This window comes from Yersinia canariae (assembly GCF_009831415.1).
Lineage (GTDB): Bacteria > Pseudomonadota > Gammaproteobacteria > Enterobacterales > Enterobacteriaceae > Yersinia > Yersinia canariae.
The window spans coordinates 4,381,293-4,400,794 of the sequence record NZ_CP043727.1; the positions used below are offsets into that span (position 1 = coordinate 4,381,293).

Genomic DNA, 19,502 nt, shown 5'->3' on the forward strand with positions numbered 1-19,502 from the left:
ATTCAGTACCCTCCCGTCGGTAGCGGTGACTGCAACCACTGCGCATAAGCTTGTGCATGGCTGGCTAAAACTTCCGGCTTTTGACGCCGCGCCCAGTAAATAACCATCGGATTCATCCAATGCATATGGCACATAGCTGCTGTCAATTCGAAAGGCCGCAGAATATCTTCCATCGGATAACGGTTATATCCCCCTGTCCGATAAGCACCTTCCGGTTCACCCGTGGTAATCACCGAACGCCAGTATTTACCGGTCAGTGCATGACCGCCCACACCATTGGCAAAGCCACGCGCCAGAACACGATCCAGCCATTCTTTTAGTAAAGCCGGGCAACTGTAGGTATAGAGAGGGTGCTGAAAGACGATAATTTGATGTTCGCGCAGCAACTGCTGCTCATGGTGAATATCAATAAAGAAATCCGGATAATGTGCATAAAGATCGTGCACAGTGACATGTTCTAATTGCTGCACCGGTTGCAGTAAAACCCGATTTGCCACCGAGTCTTGTGATTCCGGATGGGCATACAACAGCAAAACCTTCGGTAGCTGCGACATCATTCCCCTCCAAAGCGTCGTCAGGGTCCGGTTTTTCCGTTACCATGCTTCGCAAAGACCAAAAAAGACTAAGATTTGTACCCACAGTCATTGGCGTTGCCAGTAGGTAGCGGCAAGAACCACGGGGATAATAATTTAACATACTCTAAACATACGGCACTCTATGATTGTTTTTTCCTCGCTACAAATTCGACGTGGTACTCGTGTATTGCTGGATAATGCAACGGCAACGATTAACCCTGGACAAAAAGTCGGGCTGGTTGGTAAAAACGGCTGTGGTAAATCCACTCTGCTGGCGTTACTCAAAGGCGAACTGAGCGCCGATGGCGGCAATGTCACGTTTCCTGGTAATTGGGCACTGGCTTGGGTAAACCAAGAAACCCCTGCACTGGATGTGCCGGCGATAGAGTATGTTATCGACGGCGACCGCGAATATCGCCAATTGGAGGCCGAACTTCAGGCCGCCAATGAAAAAAATGATGGTCATGCCATTGCCACGGTACACGGCAAGCTCGATGCCATCCACGCATGGACCATTCAATCTCGTGCCGCCAGTTTGCTACACGGGCTGGGCTTTTCTCAAGATCAATTACAGCAACCAGTGCGTTCATTTTCAGGTGGCTGGCGGATGCGCCTTAACCTGGCACAAGCACTGGTTTGCCGCTCTGATTTACTGTTACTGGATGAGCCGACTAACCACTTGGATTTGGATGCCGTCATCTGGTTGGAAAAATGGCTGAAAAGCTACACCGGTACACTGGTGCTAATTTCCCATGACCGCGATTTCCTTGATCCTATTATTGATAAAATTTTACATATTGAACAGCAGACGCTGAATGAATATACCGGTAACTATTCATCCTTCGAACGCCAGCGCGCTACCAAGCTGTCACAGCAACAGTCAATGTATCAGCATCAACAAGAGAAAGTCGCGCATCTGCAAAGTTACATTGACCGCTTCCGCGCCCAAGCGACGAAAGCCAAGCAGGCCCAAAGCCGCATTAAAATGCTTGAGCGGATGGAGCTGATTGCCCCAGCCCATGTGGATAACCCATTCCACTTCAGTTTCCGTACACCAGAAAGCCTCCCTGACCCGTTGTTACGGATGGATAAAGTCAGTGCTGGCTATGGCGATCGCACTGTTTTAGAGTCTATAAAACTCAATCTGGTACCTGGCTCGCGCATTGGTTTGTTAGGCCGTAATGGGGCGGGTAAATCCACCCTGATTAAATTGTTGGCCGGAACACTGGAGCCGCAAAGCGGCGAAATTGGTCTATCCAAAGGCATTAAACTGGGTTACTTCGCCCAGCATCAGCTTGAATTCTTACGAGCAGATGAATCTCCACTACAGCATATGAGCCGACTGGCCCCCAAGGAGCCGGAGCAACAGCTACGCGATTATCTCGGGGGTTATGGTTTTCAGGGCGATCAGGTGACCGACCCAACGGCCCGTTTCTCCGGTGGTGAGAAGGCGCGTTTGGTGCTGGCACTGATTATCTGGCAGCGCCCTAACCTATTGCTGCTTGATGAACCGACCAACCATTTAGACCTTGATATGCGTCAGGCACTGACCGAAGCCCTGATTGATTTCGAGGGCGCATTGGTGGTGGTTTCACATGACCGCCACTTATTGCGTTCGACTACCGATGACCTCTATCTGGTACATGATGGCAAAGTAGAGCAATTTGATGGTGATCTGGAAGATTATCAGCAATTTTTGGTCGATTTACAGCGCCAACAAAGCCAGCAGGATAATCCGGCCAAAGAGTTATCCGGCAACAGCGCACAACAACGCAAAGATCAAAAGCGCCGTGATGCTGAGTTCCGCAGCCAGACTCAACCTTTGCGCAAGCAAATTATGACGCTGGAAAAACAAATGGATAAGTTAAGTGCCGAATTAGCAGCAATTGAAGAGCAACTCGCTGATTCCACACTGTACGACATCACTCGCAAGGCCGACCTGACCCAATGTCTACAGCAGCAGACGCAAGTTAAATCCAAGCTGGAAGACACTGAAATGCATTGGTTGGATGCCCAAGAGCAGGTGGAGAACATCACCAAGCAATTTGACGCGGGGTAACCGGTTTTTCATCCGACTTAATTAAGCTTAAGCACCGCACTGCACACTGACTTTCGTGTGCTATGCGCGGTGAAAGTGTCTATCAGATAAATAGATATTAAATTAGCGCTTATTTTTGTTATTACTCAGCAGATTTTAATGTCTAATAAGCTATAAAACTATTTCTGGGAAGAAGTATAGATGCAGCGCATTTTGGTCATTCGAATTGATTTCCTTGGCGATATGATATGCACCACTGCTTTATTACATGCACTAAAACAGCGCTGGCCCTCGGCTGAGATTCATGTATTAGCTAACAAATATAATCGGGCAGCACTGGCACGTAATCCTGATGTCAGCACAGTACACACTTACGTTTACAGCAAGCAATGTGAACGAAATCAACAACCTGGCAGGCTTAAGGGGCTTCTTGACCGCTTAGCCCTGATTTGGCAATTACGCCGTTTGCGCTTTGATTTGCTGATTATTCCTAATGGCGGCATGAATAAAAATAGTATTCAGTTTGCTAAACAACTTAATGTGGTTGATAGCCGCTGGCACACCCCAGCCAGTGAGTTTGATGACCGCAATCCTGACCATGTGATTAACCGGCCTATACGCCACGAAGCGCTCTCCGGTTTTGCACTGCTGCCCGAATTAAACTCAGTGGATATCAATACGCTCAAGTTACATATCTATCCTGACCCCGAATTACAGGCAAAATGGCAGACAGAGTTAGGTAAAAGCGACCGGCCACGGGTTGGTTTGTTTGTCTCTAACAAAGCCCCGCAACGGCGTTGGAGTTGGGAAAAGTGGCAGCAGTTGGCGCTAAAACTCAGCGACCAGGCTGAGATAGTGATTCTCTATGACCCCAATGATCCCCCGAGTGAACAACAGCTGGCGAGTATCAAAGGGCAGTCTTTATTAACCCCTTCTGTCGATGAATTTGTGGCCGCAGCAAGCCAACTGGACGTGGTCATTTCAGCCGACAGTGCGCCGATACATATCAGCTCCGCACTGCAAATCCCAGTGGTGGCGTTGTTTGAATCCCGACCAGAGAAATATCTGCGCTGGTATCCGCTAACGCGCCACATTTTGTTGCATGAGGGGCTGCAAGTCGACGATATCACCGTCGAGGCCGTCGAAACCGCCGCCCGCACACTATTGATCAAAAAAGAAGAGAGCTAAATGGGCGTAATCATTGCCGTTAGTTTGGATGCTGCCCAAGCCCATTAAGGTCGAAACACCGGTTTATCCCCCAAAATCGTCGCCCGGTGCATAATCCGCCGCTGCGGGAGATAATCTGCATTGGCATAGTGTTGAGTGACGCGGTTATCCCAGATAGCCACGTCATTCTCCTGCCAGCGCCAGCGCACCTGGAACTCAGGTTTGGTGGTGTGCGCAAACAGAAAACGCAGTAAGGCATCACTCTCTTTATCATTCAAATCAACGATTCTGGTGGTAAACCCTTCATTAACAAATAATGCCTGACGCCCACTCACCGGATGAGTCCGCACCACCGGATGGAGCAGCGGAGGATTCTTCTCTTTTGCCAGCAACCAGCGCTGATGATCTTCCGGTGTCGCGCGGTGTTTATGCTCGGGGAAAGAATGGGTGAAATCGTGCTCGGCCCGTAACCCCGCCAATAGCTGCTTAAACGGCGCTGAAAGTGCGTCATAAGCCGCAATTCCACTGCTCCACAAGGTATCGCCCCCCGTTGTCGGCAAGTGCTTGGCCGCCAGTATCGCGCCTAACGGCGGGTTCTCGATAAAGGTGACATCGGTGTGCCAGTTATCATTATCCGGCGGATTATTATCGTGAGTGTCCAACACAATAATTTCTTCGCACTCTTTAGCATGAGGATAAACCGGGTGAATGTGTAAATCGCCAAAGCGCCCGGCTAAATCGCGCTGCTGTAAGGGCGTAATCGGCTGATTGCGGAAAAACAGCACCTGATGTTTGAGCAGCGCATGATAAAGCTGCTCAAACTGACTGTCTCCCAATGGGCGGGCGATATTAATGTTCTCAACCAGCGCGCCAATATACGGCCCCAACGGGGTCACGACTAAACGTTCATTCATTGTTGTGCTCCATACCAAGGCGTTAACCGGCGTTGAATCGCCCGTAAACTTAATTCCATACCAAAAGCGATGATGGCAATCACACTGATGCCCGCAATCACGACATCGGTCGCCAGAAACTCACCGGCAGATTGCACCATAAAGCCCAATCCCCGAGTGGCGGCAATTAACTCAGCAGCCACCAGTGTCGACCAACCGACACCCAAACCAATGCGAACACCGGTTAGGATTTCCGGTAATGCGCTGGGCAGGATGACAAACCATAAAACCTGCCAACGGCTGGCCCCCAATGCCCGGGCAGCTCTCACTCGCACCTGTGCGACACTGCGCACTCCCGCCACCGCAGCCAAGGTTATCGGTGCGAATATTGCCAGATAAATCAACAGGATTTTTGAGGTTTCGCCGATACCGAACCAAATGACCATCAATGGTAAATAGGCCAAAGGCGGCACCGGCCGATAAATTTCAATAAGCGGGTCCAGCACGCCGCGCACCGTGCTACTCAGCCCCATGGCAATCCCAGTGGGGACACCAAGTGCGACAGCCGCTAACAGCGCAATTAAAATCCGCCCTAAACTGGCCGCCAAATGCTGCCATAGCGTGGCATCCATAAACCCCTGCGGGCTGGCAATCACCAGTAACTGCTGCAAAACCTGCTGTGGCGCGGGTAGAAATAGTGGGCTGATAAGCTGGAGAGCCGTGATAGCCCACCAGAGCGCCACCACACTCACCAGTGTGGCGATGCTGAGCCATAACCCTTTAGCCGGTGATCGGCGGGTTATCTTTTTCGTCGCGGTGCGCGCGGTATCTGACGCCAGCACGGGGGCCACTTGCGGGCGTAAATTGCCGTTACGTAATGTACTGTGCAGGCTCATATCAGGGCCTCCCGCTGTTGGAAGACTTTACCCAGCACATATTCGCGGCGGGCGATAAATTCAGGGTCAGACTTAATGCTGCGGCAAGCTTCGCCATCGGCATAGCGCTGGCCAAAGTTCAGTGATAACCGCTCCACGACCTGACCCGGCCCCGGCGACAGCAACAGCAGTTCGCTGGCCAGGAATACCGCCTCTTCAATATCGTGGGTAATCAATAGAATTTGTTTGCCAGTATCGCGCCAGATAGTCAGCAACAACTCTTGCATCTGTTCGCGGGTAAAAGCATCCAGTGCGCCGAACGGCTCATCGAGCAGTAATAAACGCGGGTCCACGGCCAGCGCACGAGCAATCCCCACTCGCTGGCGCATCCCTCCGGAGAGCTGCCAAATAAAATGATGTTCAAAACCGGCCAATCCCACCCGATTAAGCATTTTCAGTGCAGTTGCCCGCCGCTGTTGCTTGCTTAACCCGGCCAGTTGCAGGCCAAACTCGACATTACTGACCACATCGCGCCACGGCAGTAAACCCTCATGCTGGAACACCACTCCCCGCTCGGCGCTGGGGCCGTGAACCGGAATATTATCCAGAGTGATGCTGCCAGCTGAAGGCTCCATAAATCCTGCAATTAAATTTAGCAAAGTGGTTTTGCCGCAACCTGATGGCCCCAATACCACGACCAACTGTCCGGATGCGATTTGCAATGACACATCCTGTAAGGCCGGTTTGCCCTGATATTCAGCCCACAGGCCGCTGACGTTTAGCATGATGTCTCCTAGGACTGCGGCGCGGCCTGAACGTCTTTCACAAAGCGGTCAGTAACAAAATCACGATAATCACTGGCGACCTGCGGGATCTTGCCCTGCTCTTTCAGGAATGCTGCGGTATCACGGATAGCTTGATCCACCGGCTGGCCCAACTGGGTTATCTGGTCAGCAACCGGCAGGTAAGTATTGCCTTTTACCAATTCCGGCACCTGCTCGGCCGGCACCCCACTTAAGCGCGCAAGCTGGCTCAGATGCTGTGGGTTTTTAAGCCATTGTTCAGGTTGTGCCAGATAAGCCCCTTGAGCAGCCAGAGCACTGCGGGCAAAGGCCGTCACCACTTCAGGATGCGCTTGGGCAAAATCTTTGCGTACCACCCAAACATCCAGTGTTGGTGCGCCCCATTGCCCTACTTGCGCGGAATCAGTCAGGACAGTGCCGGTTTTGGCTAATTCGTTAACAGCGGGCGCCCAAACATACGCGCCGTCAATATCACCACGTTGCCAGGCCGCCGCGATAGCGGGGGGTTGTAAGTTCACAATAGTGACCTGATCCGGCTTGATGTCCCAATGCTTTAGGGCAGCCAGTAAGCTGTAATGCGTGGTGGAGATAAACGGCACCGCAATGCGTTTACCGATTAAATCCTGAGGAGTTTTGATCTCTTTTTTGACGACTAATGCTTCAGAGCTACCCAGCTGGGAGGCCAGTAAAAACACTTCAATCGGGACATTCTGGCTGGCGGCAACCGCTAATGGGCTGGAGCCGATGTTACCAATCTGCACATCACCCGAAGCCAGTGCCCTGACGACACTGGAGCCGCTATCAAATTTGCGCCAGTCCACATTGGCACCGGAAAGCTTAGCAAAGCTGTTATCCGCTTGGGCGACCTTGGCCGGCTCGGCAGAGGTTTGGTAGGCGACGGTCACATCAACCGCGTGTGCATTGGCCATCACCAATGACAGGGCCAGCAGTGCCCCACCGGATCGCAAAAAGCCGTGTGCTGCGCTGGCAAGATTCACAGAAGAAAAGGTTGTCGCCATGGGTTCACTCCGCTCAGTTAACAGTGTCATTCGCTATTATTGCGACCCTCAGCACACTCGGGGCGCTGAGATGACAGTGATACCTGAAGGAGTAACATGGCAAAAGGAATAAAAAATTATTCTTTATTCCTTTAGGAAATAACAAATCCGCTAAGAACTGAATCCTTATCTGCAACAAACAGTTAACTAAAGGGATATTTCGCCTTTGAGGAAAATGCGGGATTCACCGGAAATAAAAGTGCGATCTCCCGCTAACGTGCAGAATAACTCTCCGCCTCGCACGGAGATCTGGCGAGCATGGAGCGATGCCCTGCCCAATCGCGCCACCCAATACGGCATTAATGTGCAATGGGCCGAACCGGTAACCGGATCTTCATTACTGCTCAAGGTGAAATAGCGCGAAACAAAATCCACCTCATCACCCGGTGCCGTCACAATCACACCCCGGCCAGTATAGGCAATCAGTGCCACCAAATCCGGCTGTAACTGGCGAACCTGCTGCTCATTGTCCAGCACCACCAGCAGAGACTTCGCCTGCCATACCTGTTGAATATCCACACCGAGCAAGATTTTCAGTTCAGCCGAAATCGCGATTTGCTCTGGGGGCAATGCAGGGAAATCCAGTGACAATCGGCCAAAGTTATCCGCATCGCGCTTCACATGTAAATCGCCGCTGGCGCTGCGAAAGCAAATATCATGCAAACCGGGGTTCACCAAATTGAACATCACATGCGCCGCCGCCAAAGTGCCGTGACCACATAAATCCACTTCACGTTCTGGGGTAAACCACCGAATCGCCGACTTATCCCCTTCATCCCAGACAAAACTGGTTTCCGGCAAATTAATCTCAGCGGCAATACGTTGCATTTGTTCTGTCGACAGCGGCTTTTTCAGCAAATACACCCCGGCCGGATTACCGGATAATCCTGTGCCGATAAATGCATCAACATGAAAATAGTTATAAGCCATCAATTAGCTCCGGTGATTAATCAATGTAAAATCATTAATTAGTGCCAAATCAATAGCACACAGGCCGCGGTCAGCAAACCCATCGAGATATTAAATGTGAACCAAGCCCGGCGGCTGCGCAGCAAGCGGCCAATCAAAGAGCCAAAACCCAGCCAAATAATACCGGCCACCAGATTCACCATAAACATGCCAAGACTTATCATTAAGATGGAATGATTATAAGCCACACCCGCCATGCTGAAGCTGGCAACGGAGCCTAATCCCATCAGCCATGCTTTTGGATTAAGAAACTGTAATAACCATCCCTGATACAAACGCAGCGGTTTTGGCGGTGCAATATTGGTTTCTAATTTTTCATAGGCCGAAGTGGCAATTTTCCATGCCAGCCACAGTAGATAAAGACTCCCGAGAATTTTCAGAATTAAGTGCAAAGAGGGATAGATCAAAATCAGGCCACCGACCCCAAATGCCACCAGTAACAGCATACTCTGCATGCCTAACATAATGCCTAACATCAACCAGATAGACCGCATAAAGCCGAAATTGGCTCCGGCTGAGGTTAATAACATATTGTTTGGGCCGGGGGTAATTGCAGCAACCCAGAGAAAACCTACCATTGAAAGAAATAAACTCAGTTCCATGAGACGGGTGCCTCTCACCCAAAATGATGCGCGATATACCCATGAAGCTAACAGTGTGCTATTGATCACACAAGAGCAACGACATGATTTCCATTCATCATATGTATGAAATATTTCGCCCGCTGGCCGGTGCCAGCAACCCACACCTTCAAACACTGCTGCCACGGCTTGTGAGGCGACGTGTGCAACTGCGGCCGTTTTGGCAACGGCTGGAATTGCCCGATGGGGACTTTGTCGACCTGGCCTGGAGTGAAAATCCTGAGCTGGCGCGCGATAAACCCAGAGTGGTGCTATTCCACGGGTTGGAAGGAAATTTTTACAGCCCTTATGCCCATGGTTTACTGCACGCTTGGCAAGCCAAAGGGTGGTTGGGGGTAGTCATGCATTTTCGTGGATGCAGTGGAGAACCTAATCGCAAGTCTCGCATTTATCACTCCGGTGAAACAGAAGATGCGCGTTTCTTCCTGCGCTGGCTGCGGGAAAACTATGGTCAGGTGCCAACGGCCGCTGTCGGCGTCTCTTTGGGGGGCAATATGTTAGCTTGCTATCTGGCACAGCAAGGGCGCGATAGTTTATTAGAGGCCGCCGTGGTGGTTTCTGCCCCCCTGATGCTCGAACCTTGCGCGAATCGAATGGATCAAGGTTTCTCACGTGTTTATCAGCGCTATTTGTTGAATCAGCTCAAGTTAAATGCCACTCGTAAGCTGTTGCATTACCCCGGAAGCCTGCCGTTGAATCTGGCGCAATTGAAAGGGCTGCGGCGAATCAAAGAGTTTGATGATGTCATAACGGCGAAAATACATGGCTTCAATGATGCACTGGATTACTATCGGCGTTGCAGCGCTTTGCCACTGCTACCGCAAATTACAACGCCATTGCTTATCATTCATGCTAATGATGACCCATTCATGACGGCCGACGTTATCCCCAACCGGCAGGAATTACCAAGTAACATTGATTATCAGTTAACTGAGCATGGCGGCCATGTCGGATTTGTCGGCGGCTCATTAAAACACCCACAAATGTGGTTGGAACAACGTATTCCAGCCTGGCTTTCCCCCTATTTGGAGCAACAGTCATGATTATCCCCTGGCAGCAAGTCGATAGTGAAACACTGGATAATCTGCTTGAAACCTTTGTGTTACGTGAAGGCACCGATTACGGCGAGCAAGAGCGCTCATTGGCACAAAAAGTCGAAGATGTGCGCCGCCAATTAGTGAGTCGTGAGGCGGTATTAGTGTGGTCTGAACTACACGAAACCATCAATATTATGCCGCGTGGTGCATTTCGTGCCGGGGCAGAAGAGTTGCCATAACCCTCGCGTTGTCGCCACACTCTTCGAGTAAAATCAGAGTGACAAGCTGGACACTTTGCCCTAAAAATAGCCATTAACGATAAAAAAACAGCCAATTTCAGCCTGTCCACTGAGGATCTAACCCCATGGAGTTACAGCTAATATGTCAATTAAACATCCGGTTATAGCCGTTACCGGCTCAAGTGGCGCAGGAACCACGACCACCAGTTTGGCGTTTCGCAAAATTTTCCAGCAATTGAATATTCGCGCGGCACAAATTGAAGGTGACAGTTTCCACCGCTACACTCGCCCGGAAATGGATGCCGCCATCCGTAAAGCGCGGGATCAAGGCCGACATATCAGCTATTTTGGCCCAGAAGCCAATGATTTTGGTCAGTTGGAAGAAAGTGTGTCCCAATACGGTGAGCACGGAACCGGGCGCTCACGTAAGTATTTGCATACCTATGATGAAGCCGTGCCCTATAACCAGATTCCCGGCACATTCACTCCTTGGGAGTCGCTACCCGAGCCGACTGATGTGCTGTTTTATGAAGGCCTGCACGGCGGGGTCGTGACTGAACATCATGATGTCGCGAAACATGTAGATTTGCTGGTTGGCGTAGTCCCCATCGTTAACCTGGAGTGGATTCAGAAATTAGTCCGGGATACCGGCGAGCGCGGCCATTCCCGTGAAGCGGTCATGGATTCCGTGGTGCGCTCCATGGATGACTATATTAACTACATCACCCCCCAGTTCTCGCGCACCCATATTAACTTCCAGCGGGTACCGACCGTCGATACCTCTAACCCATTTGCCGCCAAAGCCATTCCGTCACTGGATGAAAGTTTTGTCGTCATTCATTTCCGGGGTTTGGATCAAATCGATTTTCCCTACTTACTGGCGATGCTACAGGGATCATTTATTTCAAATATCAATACATTGGTAGTCCCAGGCGGGAAGATGGGGCTGGCGATGGAGTTGATTATGGCGCCATTGGTGCAGCAATTGCTGGAAGGGAAAAAAATTGGTTAACACTATCCCAATCCAAAGTCATTGGAGCTGCGGGTAGGCGGCAAGCGAACTCATCCCGATGAGCTTACATAAGTCAGTGATTCGGGTGAGCGAGCACAGCTAACAGCCCCGCAGCTTCAAGGACGAAGGGTTTGCTTAGGCGACTTCGCGGATTTCAAAACTGTGGGTAATGGTCGCCGCTTTGCCCAGCATCAGAGAAACCGAGCAATATTTCTCAGCCGAAAGTTCAACCGCGCGCTCAACAATTTTATCGGTCAAGCCCTTGCCGCTGACAATAAAATGCAAGTTAATTTGCGTAAACAGGCGCGGTGCCTCTTCTCGGCGCTGCGAAGTTAACGTCACTTCGCAATCGCGCACATCGTTACGGCCTTTTTGCAAAATGGAAACAACGTCAATTGCACTACAGCCGCCTGCCGACATTAACAACATTTCCATCGGGCTTGGTGCTTTATCGCCCGCATTCCCATCCATTAAAACTTGATGGCCTGAAGCCGACTCACCCAAAAATGTCAGTCCCTCAACCCACTTTACACGTGCCTGCATAACTCTTGCTCCCGGTTAAATTTTCTGGTTCAGACTACCCTTTCATTTACAAACTGGCAATGTAACCCGATGTTCATCATGCTGAAGCGATACAACACAAGACACTGGCCTCATCCTGTGCTACAAACAGAATCGAAAGTGTTGTTTCTAGAATTAAATAGGGTAGCTTCTCAATACTCAGTGAAGGGTTTCTACCCGGTACGTATCTTGGCTATACCTTTCGGCAGTTGAGCAAATTAATATGCTAAATGAAAGTGTATTTTATAAGCACGCCGTACAGGGAACTCTGAGCCCTGTTAATTAGGCAGCGATAACAACAGAGGATAACAGCGAATGGTTCTCGGCAAGCCACAAACAGACCCGACTCTCGAATGGTTCCTGTCTCATTGCCATATCCACAAATATCCATCGAAAAGTACGCTAATTCACCAAGGTGAAAAGGCCGAAACGCTTTACTACATCGTGAAAGGCTCCGTTGCGGTGCTTATCAAAGATGAAGAAGGTAAAGAGATGATTCTCTCCTATCTAAACCAGGGAGATTTCATCGGCGAGCTTGGATTATTTGAAGAAGGCCAAGAACGTAGTGCCTGGGTTAGAGCAAAAACCGCCTGTGAAGTGGCTGAAATTTCTTACAAAAAATTCCGTCAGTTGATTCAGGTAAATCCAGATATCTTGATGCGCCTGTCTTCACAAATGGCGAATCGCTTACAGATAACATCTGAGAAAGTGGGTAACCTTGCTTTCCTTGATGTCACTGGGCGCATTGCACAAACACTGCTTAATCTGGCAAAACAACCCGATGCCATGACCCACCCAGATGGGATGCAGATAAAGATTACCCGCCAGGAAATTGGTCAAATCGTTGGCTGCTCCCGCGAAACGGTGGGGCGGATACTAAAAATGCTGGAAGATCAAAATCTGATCTCCGCACACGGTAAAACGATTGTCGTTTACGGCACCCGTTAGTTCCCTATAAACCAGTGCCGCTAACCCGGCACTGGTTTTCTTCATCTGTGTGATTAATAAACTCCTGGGGCCTACATGAATTGGCAACGGCTTATTTATCATCCTGAAGTTAACTATGCTCTCCGCCAAACGCTGGTTCTGTGCATACCCGCGGCATTGGGGTTTGCTATTGGCGATTTACGATTGGGGTTGATGTTCTCCCTGATACCCGCTTGCTGTAACATTGCTTCGCTAGATACCCCTCATCAACATTTCTTCCGGCGACTGATTGTCGGCGGGGCTCTCTTTACCTTCAGTAGCTATCTAACTCAACAACTGTTGCTGTGGGATATCCCATTGCCAGTGGTGCTGCTTGGCCTCGCATTAACATTGGGGATAAGTGGTGCCATCAGTCAGCTCAATGGCCGTTTGCTCCCGGCCGCACTGATTGCCGCGATTTTCAGTCTCAGCATGATAGGTCGCGCGCCCATCTGGCAAGCCCCATTGATGTGTGCCGTGGGGACTCTCTGGTACGGCGTATTTACCTGGCTGTGGTTCCGGTTATGTAAGGACCAGCCCATCCGTGAGCCATTGAGCCAGCTTTACCATCTGTTGGCCAATTATTGCGATGCGACATTCCGTTTATTTGGCCAGCGCCGGGAAACGGAAAAGGCAATACCGCAGTTGTTGGATAAACAGCAAGGTATCATGGATGAAATTAATCAACTTTATCAACAATTTAACCTGCTTCCTAACACCACCAAGAAAGAGCAAAAACGGTTACTGACACTATTTCAGATGGCCCTCGATTTGCAAGAACACATCACTGCGGCAATGAATCAGTCAGAAAAAACGCAAGAGCTGATTGAGCAGACACCTATAGAAAAGGTCCTTGAGCGCAATATACAGATTATCTCAACGCAAATGCGCACCATTGCCGATGATATTCTCTACCACCACCGCGCGAAAACCGGCTTTAGCGCCGGTGATGCACTGGTAGAACTGGAAGAGATTGCCCAGCAACATCCTAATAATCCAGTGGCGCAATTTTGCTATTACCATATCAGTCATATTACCCAAATTCTGAGCGACCAGCGCCCGCAGTATGACCGTGATTTGATGTCCAGCCAGATATCCCAACCGTTCTGGCCGGCGCTTGTCGGCTACTTATCTTTTAAATCCAGTGCATTACGTGATGCTGGCCGGATTGGCGTCACCCTGGCTGCTGGCAGTTATATCGGCAACCTGATCCACCTGCCTAAACCTTACTGGATTTTACTCACCATCATGTTGGTGACACAAAACGGCTATAACGCCACGAAGATCCGTATTCATCACCGCGCCCTTGGCACCCTGATAGGGCTGTTACTCGCGGCAGCTTTACTGCACTTTAAAATGCCGGAAGGCACCACGCTGAGCATCATGTTACTCATCACATTGGTAGCCTATCTGGTTCAACGCAAAAACTATGGCTTGTCAGTCATTTTTAGAACTATCACTACGGTGTATATCTTGCAGCTATTGACCGGAGAAGGGGCGGACTTTTTGATCCCGCGGTTGCTGGATACGTTAATCGGCTGCGCATTGGCCTTTGCCAGTGCACTCTGGTTATGGCCTCAGTGGCAAAGCGGTTTACTGCGTAAAAATGCGCATCAGGCGCTAGAGAGTTATCAGAGTATCCTGCGTATCCTACTGAAACCTAAGCCAGATGTTGGGGAACTGTCCTATGAGCGCATTCAGGTGAACAAAGCCAGCAATGCTGTTCTTAACTCACTGAATCAGGCCATGCAGGAGCCGGGATTCAACTCCAAATATTTATCAGACATGCGCCTATGGGCCACACATAGCGAACTTATTGTCGGGCATATCAACGAGATGACTATCCTGACCCGGGCCTATCCACTGGGAGAATCGCCCGCAGATGCAGATAAACGCCACGTCCGGTTAACCGTTAAATTGGCGGAAGATTATTTACAGCTATGTGAAATGGCGATACAGCAATGCCAGCAACGGCTGGAGTCGGATAGCAGTGAGGGGAATAACGATTTTGTGCAAATGCCGGATATCGATCCCGACACCCAAATCTCTGAATTGGAACGCAATTTACGCCGCATCTTGTCGCATCTTAGCGTAATGCATACCGTTTCATCCCTAGCATGGCAACAACAGCCGCACCACGGTATTTGGCGCAGCCATAGATTGCAGAGTAAGGCGTAAAATGGAGAGGTTAAGCCCTCTCCATGAGGCCACTTAGCCTTTTACCAGGTTGGCGATGGCTTGTTCCAAACGCGCCATACCTAGCTGAATATCTTCTTGCTCAATCACCAGTGAAGGTGCCAACCGCAGTACGTCTGGCCCCGCATTGAGAATCATCAAACCCTGCGCTGCCGCCTCGGTCAGGAACTCCCGCGCACGACCATGATATTGCGGTGTTAATTCTGCCCCAATCAACAACCCCATGCCGCGAATATCACTAAACACATGATACTTGCTGTTAATTTCTTGCAGAGCCTGCACAAACACGCCGTGACGCTGTTCAATACCATCAAGTACCTCAGGGGTGTTAATCACATCCAATGCGGCTTCTGCTACCGCACAGGCCAGAGGATTGCCACCATAAGTGGTACCGTGTGTTCCGACGGCCATCACTGATGCAATTTCTTCTGTTGTCAGCATCGCACTGACAGGGAACCCGCCGCCCAATGCTTTAGCCGTAGTGAGGATATCTGGCGTGACACCATAATGCATATAGGTAAACAGCTTACCGCTGCGCCCCATGCCGCTTTGAACTTCATCAAACACCAACAGCGCTTTATGTTGGGAGCAGAGCGCACGCACCCCTTGCAGAAACTCTGGCGTCGCAGAGGTAATGCCCCCTTCCCCTTGGATCGGCTCCAGCACGACTGCGCAAGTGTGGTCATCCATTACTGCTTTTACCGCTGCCAAATCATTAAAAGGCACATGGATAATATCAGCGGGTTTCGGACCAAAACCATCGGAGTATTTTGGCTGCCCCCCGACTGATACAGTAAATAGGGTGCGGCCATGGAATGCATTGTGGAAGGCAATGATTTTAGTTTTATAAGGACTATGGCGTTCAATAGCGTAATGGCGGGCTAACTTAAATGCGGCCTCATTTGCTTCGCCGCCAGAGTTGGCGAAAAACACCCGGTCAGCAAAGGTCGCGGCAATCAGTTTTTGCGCTAAACGTAGCGCTGGCTCATTGGTGAATACATTACTGGTATGCCATAGCATTTCACCTTGCTGATGCAATGCCGCCACCAATGCCGGATGGCAATGCCCCAGTGCTGTGACTGCAATTCCACCTGCAAAATCAATGTATTCCGTGCCTTGCTGATCCCACACCCGGCTACCTTTCCCTTTTACCGGGATAAACTGCGCTGGTGCATAAACAGGCAAAATAACCTGATCGAATGTACTGCGATTCACTGCTAATTTATCTGCCATTACGCTGCCCACCCTGATAAACCATTAAACTACCCATTACTGATATGTGAAAATATAATCACAAAATATGCATAAAAAATCACAATCAGGCAAATGAAAAATTATTTAATTGACGACATACAAATCAACTAATTAATTTCTAAGGAAATTATCTAATAATTGATGACCTTGCTCACTGAGGATACTCTCCGGATGGAACTGCACGCCTTCCAGCGGCAAACTACGATGGCGGATACCCATAATCTCATCCATTACACCGCCCTGCTCCGTCCACGCAGTCAGCTCAAAACAATCAGGCAGTGAGTCGGCGGCAATGACTAAAGAGTGATAACGCGTCACGGTCAGCGGTTGATTAAGCCCACGAAAAACCCCCTCACCAGTATGGCGAATAGCGGTTGTTTTGCCGTGCATCACTTGCCGCGCCCGCACAATCCGCGCGCCAAAAGCCTGCCCTAGCGCCTGATGACCAAGACAGACGCCCAAGATTGGCAACTGACCGGCGAAGTGGCGAATAGCGGCCAAAGAGATCCCGGCCTCATTCGGTGTGCAGGGGCCGGGAGAAATGACCAAATGAGACGGTGATAATTTTTCAATATCAGTCAGTTGCACTTCATCATTACGTTTAACCACCACCTCCGCGCCCAGTTCACAAAAATACTGGTAAAGGTTGTAGGTAAATGAATCGTAATTATCGATCAATAACAGCATTTCATATCCAAAACATCGAGTTAACGCTTGCGCCCACCGGTAATAGACCCCAGAACACCGCGCAAAATTTGTCGGCCCAGATCGCGCGCCATACTTTTGGCGGCAGTTTGCACCATACCATCACGTTTACCACCACGCGGGCCGGTAGAACCAAACAGCAAATCATTCAGCCCATCCATCAGACCACCGCCGTGACCATTCGGCTGCTCAGGTGCTTTCGCCCCGCCAGACGCCGCGTCCCCCAAGGTGGATGAGCCATCAGCAGACAATTTCTCATAGGCCGATTCTCGGTCCACCATCTCTTCGTAGCGGCCATACAATGGCGAATGATTGATGGCGTGATTGCGTGCAGCGACATCCAGCGCCCCCATTTTGGATTGCGGAGCAATCACCATGGCGCGCTCAACAATATTGGGCCGCCCTTTCTCATCAAGAAAAGAAATAAGTGCTTCGCCCACGCCCAGTTCGGTAATCACCTGTTCGGCACTGAATGCCGGGTTCGCCCGCATAGTTTGCGCGGCGGATTTAACCGCTTTTTGATCGCGAGGGGTAAAAGCGCGTAATGCATGTTGCACCCGATTCCCCAATTGGCCGAGGATCTTATCCGGAATATCTAGCGGGTTTTGTGTCACAAAATAGATACCCACCCCTTTTGAACGAATCAGGCGCACAACTTGTTCAACTTTATCCACCAGCGCCGTCGGAGCATCGGTAAACAATAAATGGGCTTCATCAAAGAAAAAGACCAATTTAGGTTTATCCACATCCCCCACTTCCGGTAATTGCTCGAAAAGCTCGGCCAATAACCACAGCAGGAAAATGGCATAGAGTTTAGGTTGATTAATCAGTCGGTCAGCAGCCAGCAGGTTGATAACACCTTGCCCATTGCTGCCAGTTCGCATCAAATCGTGAATATCCAGCATTGGCTCACCAAAGAATTGATTAGCTCCCTGCTCTTCTAAGGTCAATAAACCGCGCTGGATGGCACCAATCGAGGCTGGAGTGATATTGCCGTATTGCGTGCGGAACTGTTTGGCATTATCGCCGACGAATTGCACGATAGCGCGTAAATCTTTCATGTCCAGCAGCAGCAAATTGTTGTCGTCCGCAATTTTAAAGACTAATTGCAGCACACCACTTTGCACGTCATTGAGATCAAGCAAGCGCCCCAGCAGCAGTGGGCCAAGATCAGAAATGGTTGCTCGGATTGGGTGACCTTTTTCAGCAAAAATATCCCAAGGGACAATCGGGCATGCTTGGGGTTGCCAGTCAGTTACCCCTATCGCCGCCAACCTTGCTTGCAGCTTTTCCGATTCGACACCTTCAGCACCAATACCGGATAAATCGCCTTTTACATCGGCCAGAAATACCGGAACACCAATGCGGGAGAATTGCTCGGCCATTTTTTGTAATGTGACCGTTTTTCCGGTCCCGGTCGCGCCTGTAATCAGCCCATGGCGGTTTGCCAATGCCGATAAAATCACTAAATCCTGTGCCGGCTGCGCTTTCGCGATAAGCAATGCTTCACTCATGAACCTTTACCCCACACTGAGACAGATAATTGATTATATGCAACCTGTTGATTAATTTCTGGCAGAAATGGGATTTTAGGCGGGTTAATCAGCCTTCCGGGAAGAAGGCTGATGGCGAGATGATTAAGGTAGAACTTTTGCTGACAGAATTGTAATCGGTTTAACCGGCACATTCTGATACGGGCCAACGTTTTCTGTCTGAACCTGGGAGATTTTTTCTACCACATCCATACCCTTAACCACTTTGCCGAACACAGCATAGCCAAAGTCACGCTGGCCATGATCGAGGAAAGCATTGTCTGCTACGTTGAGGAAAAATTGGCTGGTGGCGCTGTCTTTATCTGCGGTGCGGGCCATAGAGATGGTGCCACGCAGGTTACGCAAGCCGTTATCCGCTTCATTCTTGATCGGTGTTTTAGCCGTTTTCTGTTTAAAATCGGCAGTAAAACCCCCGCCCTGAATCATAAAACCGGGGATAACGCGGTGGAAGATGGTGTTGTTGTAATAGCCGTTGTTGACATAATCAACGAAATTCTGTGTTGAAACCGGTGCCTTCTGGCTATTGAGTTCTAACTCAATATTCCCAGCCGACGTTGTTAACAACACATGAGGTTCACCGGCAGCTAAAGCCGCGGGCGTGACGGCGCTTAGGGAGCAAAGTGCGATGAAAGTCACTAAAGTACGTTTGAACATTAACGGTTCCTTTCTGTAGGATGCGAACAACGGAAAAGCGCTTTGATTCTAGAGAGCTGACCCGCGCAATGCCACCCATTTACGGTTATTTACGTAACAGAATGCGCATTTTCGCTGAAAACTCGCCGCAGCGGCAGAGAAACAGCGCAATAGAGATTAATTAGCCAAACTAAACCATCTACCAGATCTCAGGCAACAGTGAAATTCTGCAACCGGGATCACGTCTTGCCTATTTTCTTGACCCCAAACTGCCATTCTTGTGAGCACTATCCCATTTTGTTTTTGGTTAATCGTTAGTCTTCTCAC

19 protein-coding genes are annotated in these 19,502 nt (G+C 49.9%); 7 read left to right on the forward strand and 12 right to left on the reverse strand.

Annotated features, from left to right (window positions below; translation table 11 throughout):
• Positions 1 to 2: 2 nt before the first annotated feature.
• A complete protein-coding gene (gene kefG / locus F0T03_RS20155; protein ID WP_162527063.1) occupies positions 3 to 554 on the reverse strand; it encodes a glutathione-regulated potassium-efflux system ancillary protein KefG in 552 nt (183 codons plus the stop codon).
• Between the two features lie 163 nt (positions 555 to 717).
• On the opposite strand from kefG, the gene F0T03_RS20160 reads away from it, so the two are divergent.
• Both F0T03_RS20160 and F0T03_RS20165 read left to right on the forward strand, forming a co-directional pair.
• Complete coding sequence (locus F0T03_RS20160) at positions 718 to 2,634, forward strand: ABC transporter ATP-binding protein (protein WP_159680264.1); 1,917 nt, start codon at positions 718 to 720, stop codon at positions 2,632 to 2,634.
• 180 nt (positions 2,635 to 2,814) lie between these two features.
• Positions 2,815 to 3,801, forward strand: coding sequence for a glycosyltransferase family 9 protein (locus tag F0T03_RS20165; RefSeq protein ID WP_159680269.1), 987 nt, complete (start codon positions 2,815 to 2,817; stop codon positions 3,799 to 3,801).
• Positions 3,802 to 3,845: 44 nt separating this feature from the next.
• Here F0T03_RS20165 and tauD read toward each other — a convergent pair whose 3' ends face one another.
• The 6 genes from tauD to F0T03_RS20195 form a co-directional block, all read right to left on the reverse strand.
• A complete protein-coding gene (tauD, locus tag F0T03_RS20170; RefSeq protein ID WP_159680274.1) occupies positions 3,846 to 4,694 on the reverse strand; it encodes a taurine dioxygenase in 849 nt (282 codons plus the stop codon).
• Positions 4,691 to 5,476 carry a taurine ABC transporter permease TauC gene (gene tauC / locus F0T03_RS20175; RefSeq protein WP_425511056.1) on the reverse strand — a complete coding sequence of 262 codons (786 nt, stop codon included), beginning with the start codon at positions 5,474 to 5,476 and terminating at the stop codon, positions 4,691 to 4,693. Before tauC ends, tauD begins: the two co-directional genes overlap by 4 nt.
• Positions 5,477 to 5,565: 89 nt before the next feature.
• Positions 5,566 to 6,333, reverse strand: a complete 768-nt coding sequence (gene tauB, locus F0T03_RS20180) for a taurine ABC transporter ATP-binding subunit (protein WP_159680279.1) — start codon at positions 6,331 to 6,333, stop codon at positions 5,566 to 5,568.
• An 8-nt stretch (positions 6,334 to 6,341) separates the two neighbouring features.
• Positions 6,342 to 7,370, reverse strand: coding sequence for a taurine ABC transporter substrate-binding protein (gene tauA, locus F0T03_RS20185; protein WP_162526992.1), 1,029 nt, complete (start codon positions 7,368 to 7,370; stop codon positions 6,342 to 6,344).
• Between the two features lie 186 nt (positions 7,371 to 7,556).
• Complete coding sequence (locus tag F0T03_RS20190; RefSeq protein WP_159680283.1) at positions 7,557 to 8,339, reverse strand: PhzF family phenazine biosynthesis protein; 783 nt, start codon at positions 8,337 to 8,339, stop codon at positions 7,557 to 7,559.
• A gap of 38 nt (positions 8,340 to 8,377) precedes the next feature.
• Complete coding sequence (locus tag F0T03_RS20195) at positions 8,378 to 8,980, reverse strand: LysE family translocator (protein WP_145555444.1); 603 nt, start codon at positions 8,978 to 8,980, stop codon at positions 8,378 to 8,380.
• Positions 8,981 to 9,081: 101 nt separating this feature from the next.
• Here F0T03_RS20195 and F0T03_RS20200 point away from each other — a divergent pair, with 101 nt between their 5' ends.
• The 3 genes from F0T03_RS20200 (at position 9,082) to F0T03_RS20210 (ending at position 11,307) form a co-directional block, all read left to right on the forward strand.
• Positions 9,082 to 10,062 carry a hydrolase gene (locus tag F0T03_RS20200; protein ID WP_159681028.1) on the forward strand — a complete coding sequence of 327 codons (981 nt, stop codon included), beginning with the start codon at positions 9,082 to 9,084 and terminating at the stop codon, positions 10,060 to 10,062.
• A complete protein-coding gene (locus F0T03_RS20205) occupies positions 10,059 to 10,295 on the forward strand; it encodes a YheU family protein (protein ID WP_159680287.1) in 237 nt (78 codons plus the stop codon). Before F0T03_RS20200 ends, F0T03_RS20205 begins: the two co-directional genes overlap by 4 nt.
• 142 nt (positions 10,296 to 10,437) lie before the next feature.
• Positions 10,438 to 11,307 (forward strand): phosphoribulokinase, encoded by an 870-nt coding sequence (locus F0T03_RS20210; RefSeq protein ID WP_145555442.1) that lies wholly within the window; start codon positions 10,438 to 10,440, stop codon positions 11,305 to 11,307.
• A gap of 135 nt (positions 11,308 to 11,442) precedes the next feature.
• On the opposite strand, the gene F0T03_RS20215 is transcribed toward F0T03_RS20210, so the two are convergent.
• Entirely contained in the window at positions 11,443 to 11,850 is a 408-nt protein-coding gene (locus F0T03_RS20215; protein ID WP_145555441.1) for an OsmC family protein, read from the reverse strand.
• Between the two features lie 333 nt (positions 11,851 to 12,183).
• Between F0T03_RS20215 and crp the strand changes: the two genes are divergently transcribed.
• Both crp and F0T03_RS20225 read left to right on the forward strand, forming a co-directional pair.
• Positions 12,184 to 12,816, forward strand: coding sequence for a cAMP-activated global transcriptional regulator CRP (crp, locus tag F0T03_RS20220; RefSeq protein WP_002212297.1), 633 nt, complete (start codon positions 12,184 to 12,186; stop codon positions 12,814 to 12,816).
• Positions 12,817 to 12,891: 75 nt separating this feature from the next.
• The gene (locus F0T03_RS20225; RefSeq protein WP_159680291.1) at positions 12,892 to 15,012 is read left to right on the forward strand and encodes a YccS/YhfK family putative transporter; all 2,121 of its coding nucleotides are present in this window, start codon (positions 12,892 to 12,894) and stop codon (positions 15,010 to 15,012) included.
• A 33-nt stretch (positions 15,013 to 15,045) separates the two neighbouring features.
• Here the strand turns inward: F0T03_RS20225 and argD are convergent, their stop codons facing one another.
• The 4 genes from argD to ppiA form a co-directional block, all read right to left on the reverse strand.
• Positions 15,046 to 16,263, reverse strand: a complete 1,218-nt coding sequence (argD, locus tag F0T03_RS20230) for a bifunctional acetylornithine/succinyldiaminopimelate transaminase (protein ID WP_159680296.1) — start codon at positions 16,261 to 16,263, stop codon at positions 15,046 to 15,048.
• 132 nt (positions 16,264 to 16,395) lie between these two features.
• A complete protein-coding gene (locus tag F0T03_RS20235) occupies positions 16,396 to 16,971 on the reverse strand; it encodes an aminodeoxychorismate synthase component II (RefSeq protein WP_159680299.1) in 576 nt (191 codons plus the stop codon).
• Between the two features lie 20 nt (positions 16,972 to 16,991).
• Entirely contained in the window at positions 16,992 to 18,503 is a 1,512-nt protein-coding gene (locus F0T03_RS20240; protein ID WP_159680301.1) for a helicase HerA-like domain-containing protein, read from the reverse strand.
• A gap of 123 nt (positions 18,504 to 18,626) precedes the next feature.
• The gene (ppiA, locus tag F0T03_RS20245) at positions 18,627 to 19,196 is read right to left on the reverse strand and encodes a peptidylprolyl isomerase A (RefSeq protein WP_145555436.1); all 570 of its coding nucleotides are present in this window, start codon (positions 19,194 to 19,196) and stop codon (positions 18,627 to 18,629) included.
• Positions 19,197 to 19,502 lie beyond the last annotated feature (306 nt).

Coding starts and splice junctions, on each gene's coding strand:
- tauA (WP_162526992.1), bottom strand. CDS start 7,370: ATGGCGACAACCTTTTCTTCTGTGAATCTTGCCAGCGCAGCACACGGC.
- F0T03_RS20160 (WP_159680264.1), top strand. CDS start 718: ATGATTGTTTTTTCCTCGCTACAAATTCGACGTGGTACTCGTGTATTG.
- F0T03_RS20210 (WP_145555442.1), top strand. CDS start 10,438: ATGTCAATTAAACATCCGGTTATAGCCGTTACCGGCTCAAGTGGCGCA.
- F0T03_RS20215 (WP_145555441.1), bottom strand. CDS start 11,850: ATGCAGGCACGTGTAAAGTGGGTTGAGGGACTGACATTTTTGGGTGAG.
- ppiA (WP_145555436.1), bottom strand. CDS start 19,196: ATGTTCAAACGTACTTTAGTGACTTTCATCGCACTTTGCTCCCTAAGC.
- kefG (WP_162527063.1), bottom strand. CDS start 554: ATGTCGCAGCTACCGAAGGTTTTGCTGTTGTATGCCCATCCGGAATCA.
- F0T03_RS20190 (WP_159680283.1), bottom strand. CDS start 8,339: ATGGCTTATAACTATTTTCATGTTGATGCATTTATCGGCACAGGATTA.
- argD (WP_159680296.1), bottom strand. CDS start 16,263: ATGGCAGATAAATTAGCAGTGAATCGCAGTACATTCGATCAGGTTATT.
- F0T03_RS20240 (WP_159680301.1), bottom strand. CDS start 18,503: ATGAGTGAAGCATTGCTTATCGCGAAAGCGCAGCCGGCACAGGATTTA.
- tauB (WP_159680279.1), bottom strand. CDS start 6,333: ATGCTAAACGTCAGCGGCCTGTGGGCTGAATATCAGGGCAAACCGGCC.
- F0T03_RS20200 (WP_159681028.1), top strand. CDS start 9,082: ATGTATGAAATATTTCGCCCGCTGGCCGGTGCCAGCAACCCACACCTT.
- F0T03_RS20195 (WP_145555444.1), bottom strand. CDS start 8,980: ATGGAACTGAGTTTATTTCTTTCAATGGTAGGTTTTCTCTGGGTTGCT.
- tauD (WP_159680274.1), bottom strand. CDS start 4,694: ATGAATGAACGTTTAGTCGTGACCCCGTTGGGGCCGTATATTGGCGCG.
- F0T03_RS20205 (WP_159680287.1), top strand. CDS start 10,059: ATGATTATCCCCTGGCAGCAAGTCGATAGTGAAACACTGGATAATCTG.
- crp (WP_002212297.1), top strand. CDS start 12,184: ATGGTTCTCGGCAAGCCACAAACAGACCCGACTCTCGAATGGTTCCTG.
- F0T03_RS20225 (WP_159680291.1), top strand. CDS start 12,892: ATGAATTGGCAACGGCTTATTTATCATCCTGAAGTTAACTATGCTCTC.
- F0T03_RS20235 (WP_159680299.1), bottom strand. CDS start 16,971: ATGCTGTTATTGATCGATAATTACGATTCATTTACCTACAACCTTTAC.
- F0T03_RS20165 (WP_159680269.1), top strand. CDS start 2,815: ATGCAGCGCATTTTGGTCATTCGAATTGATTTCCTTGGCGATATGATA.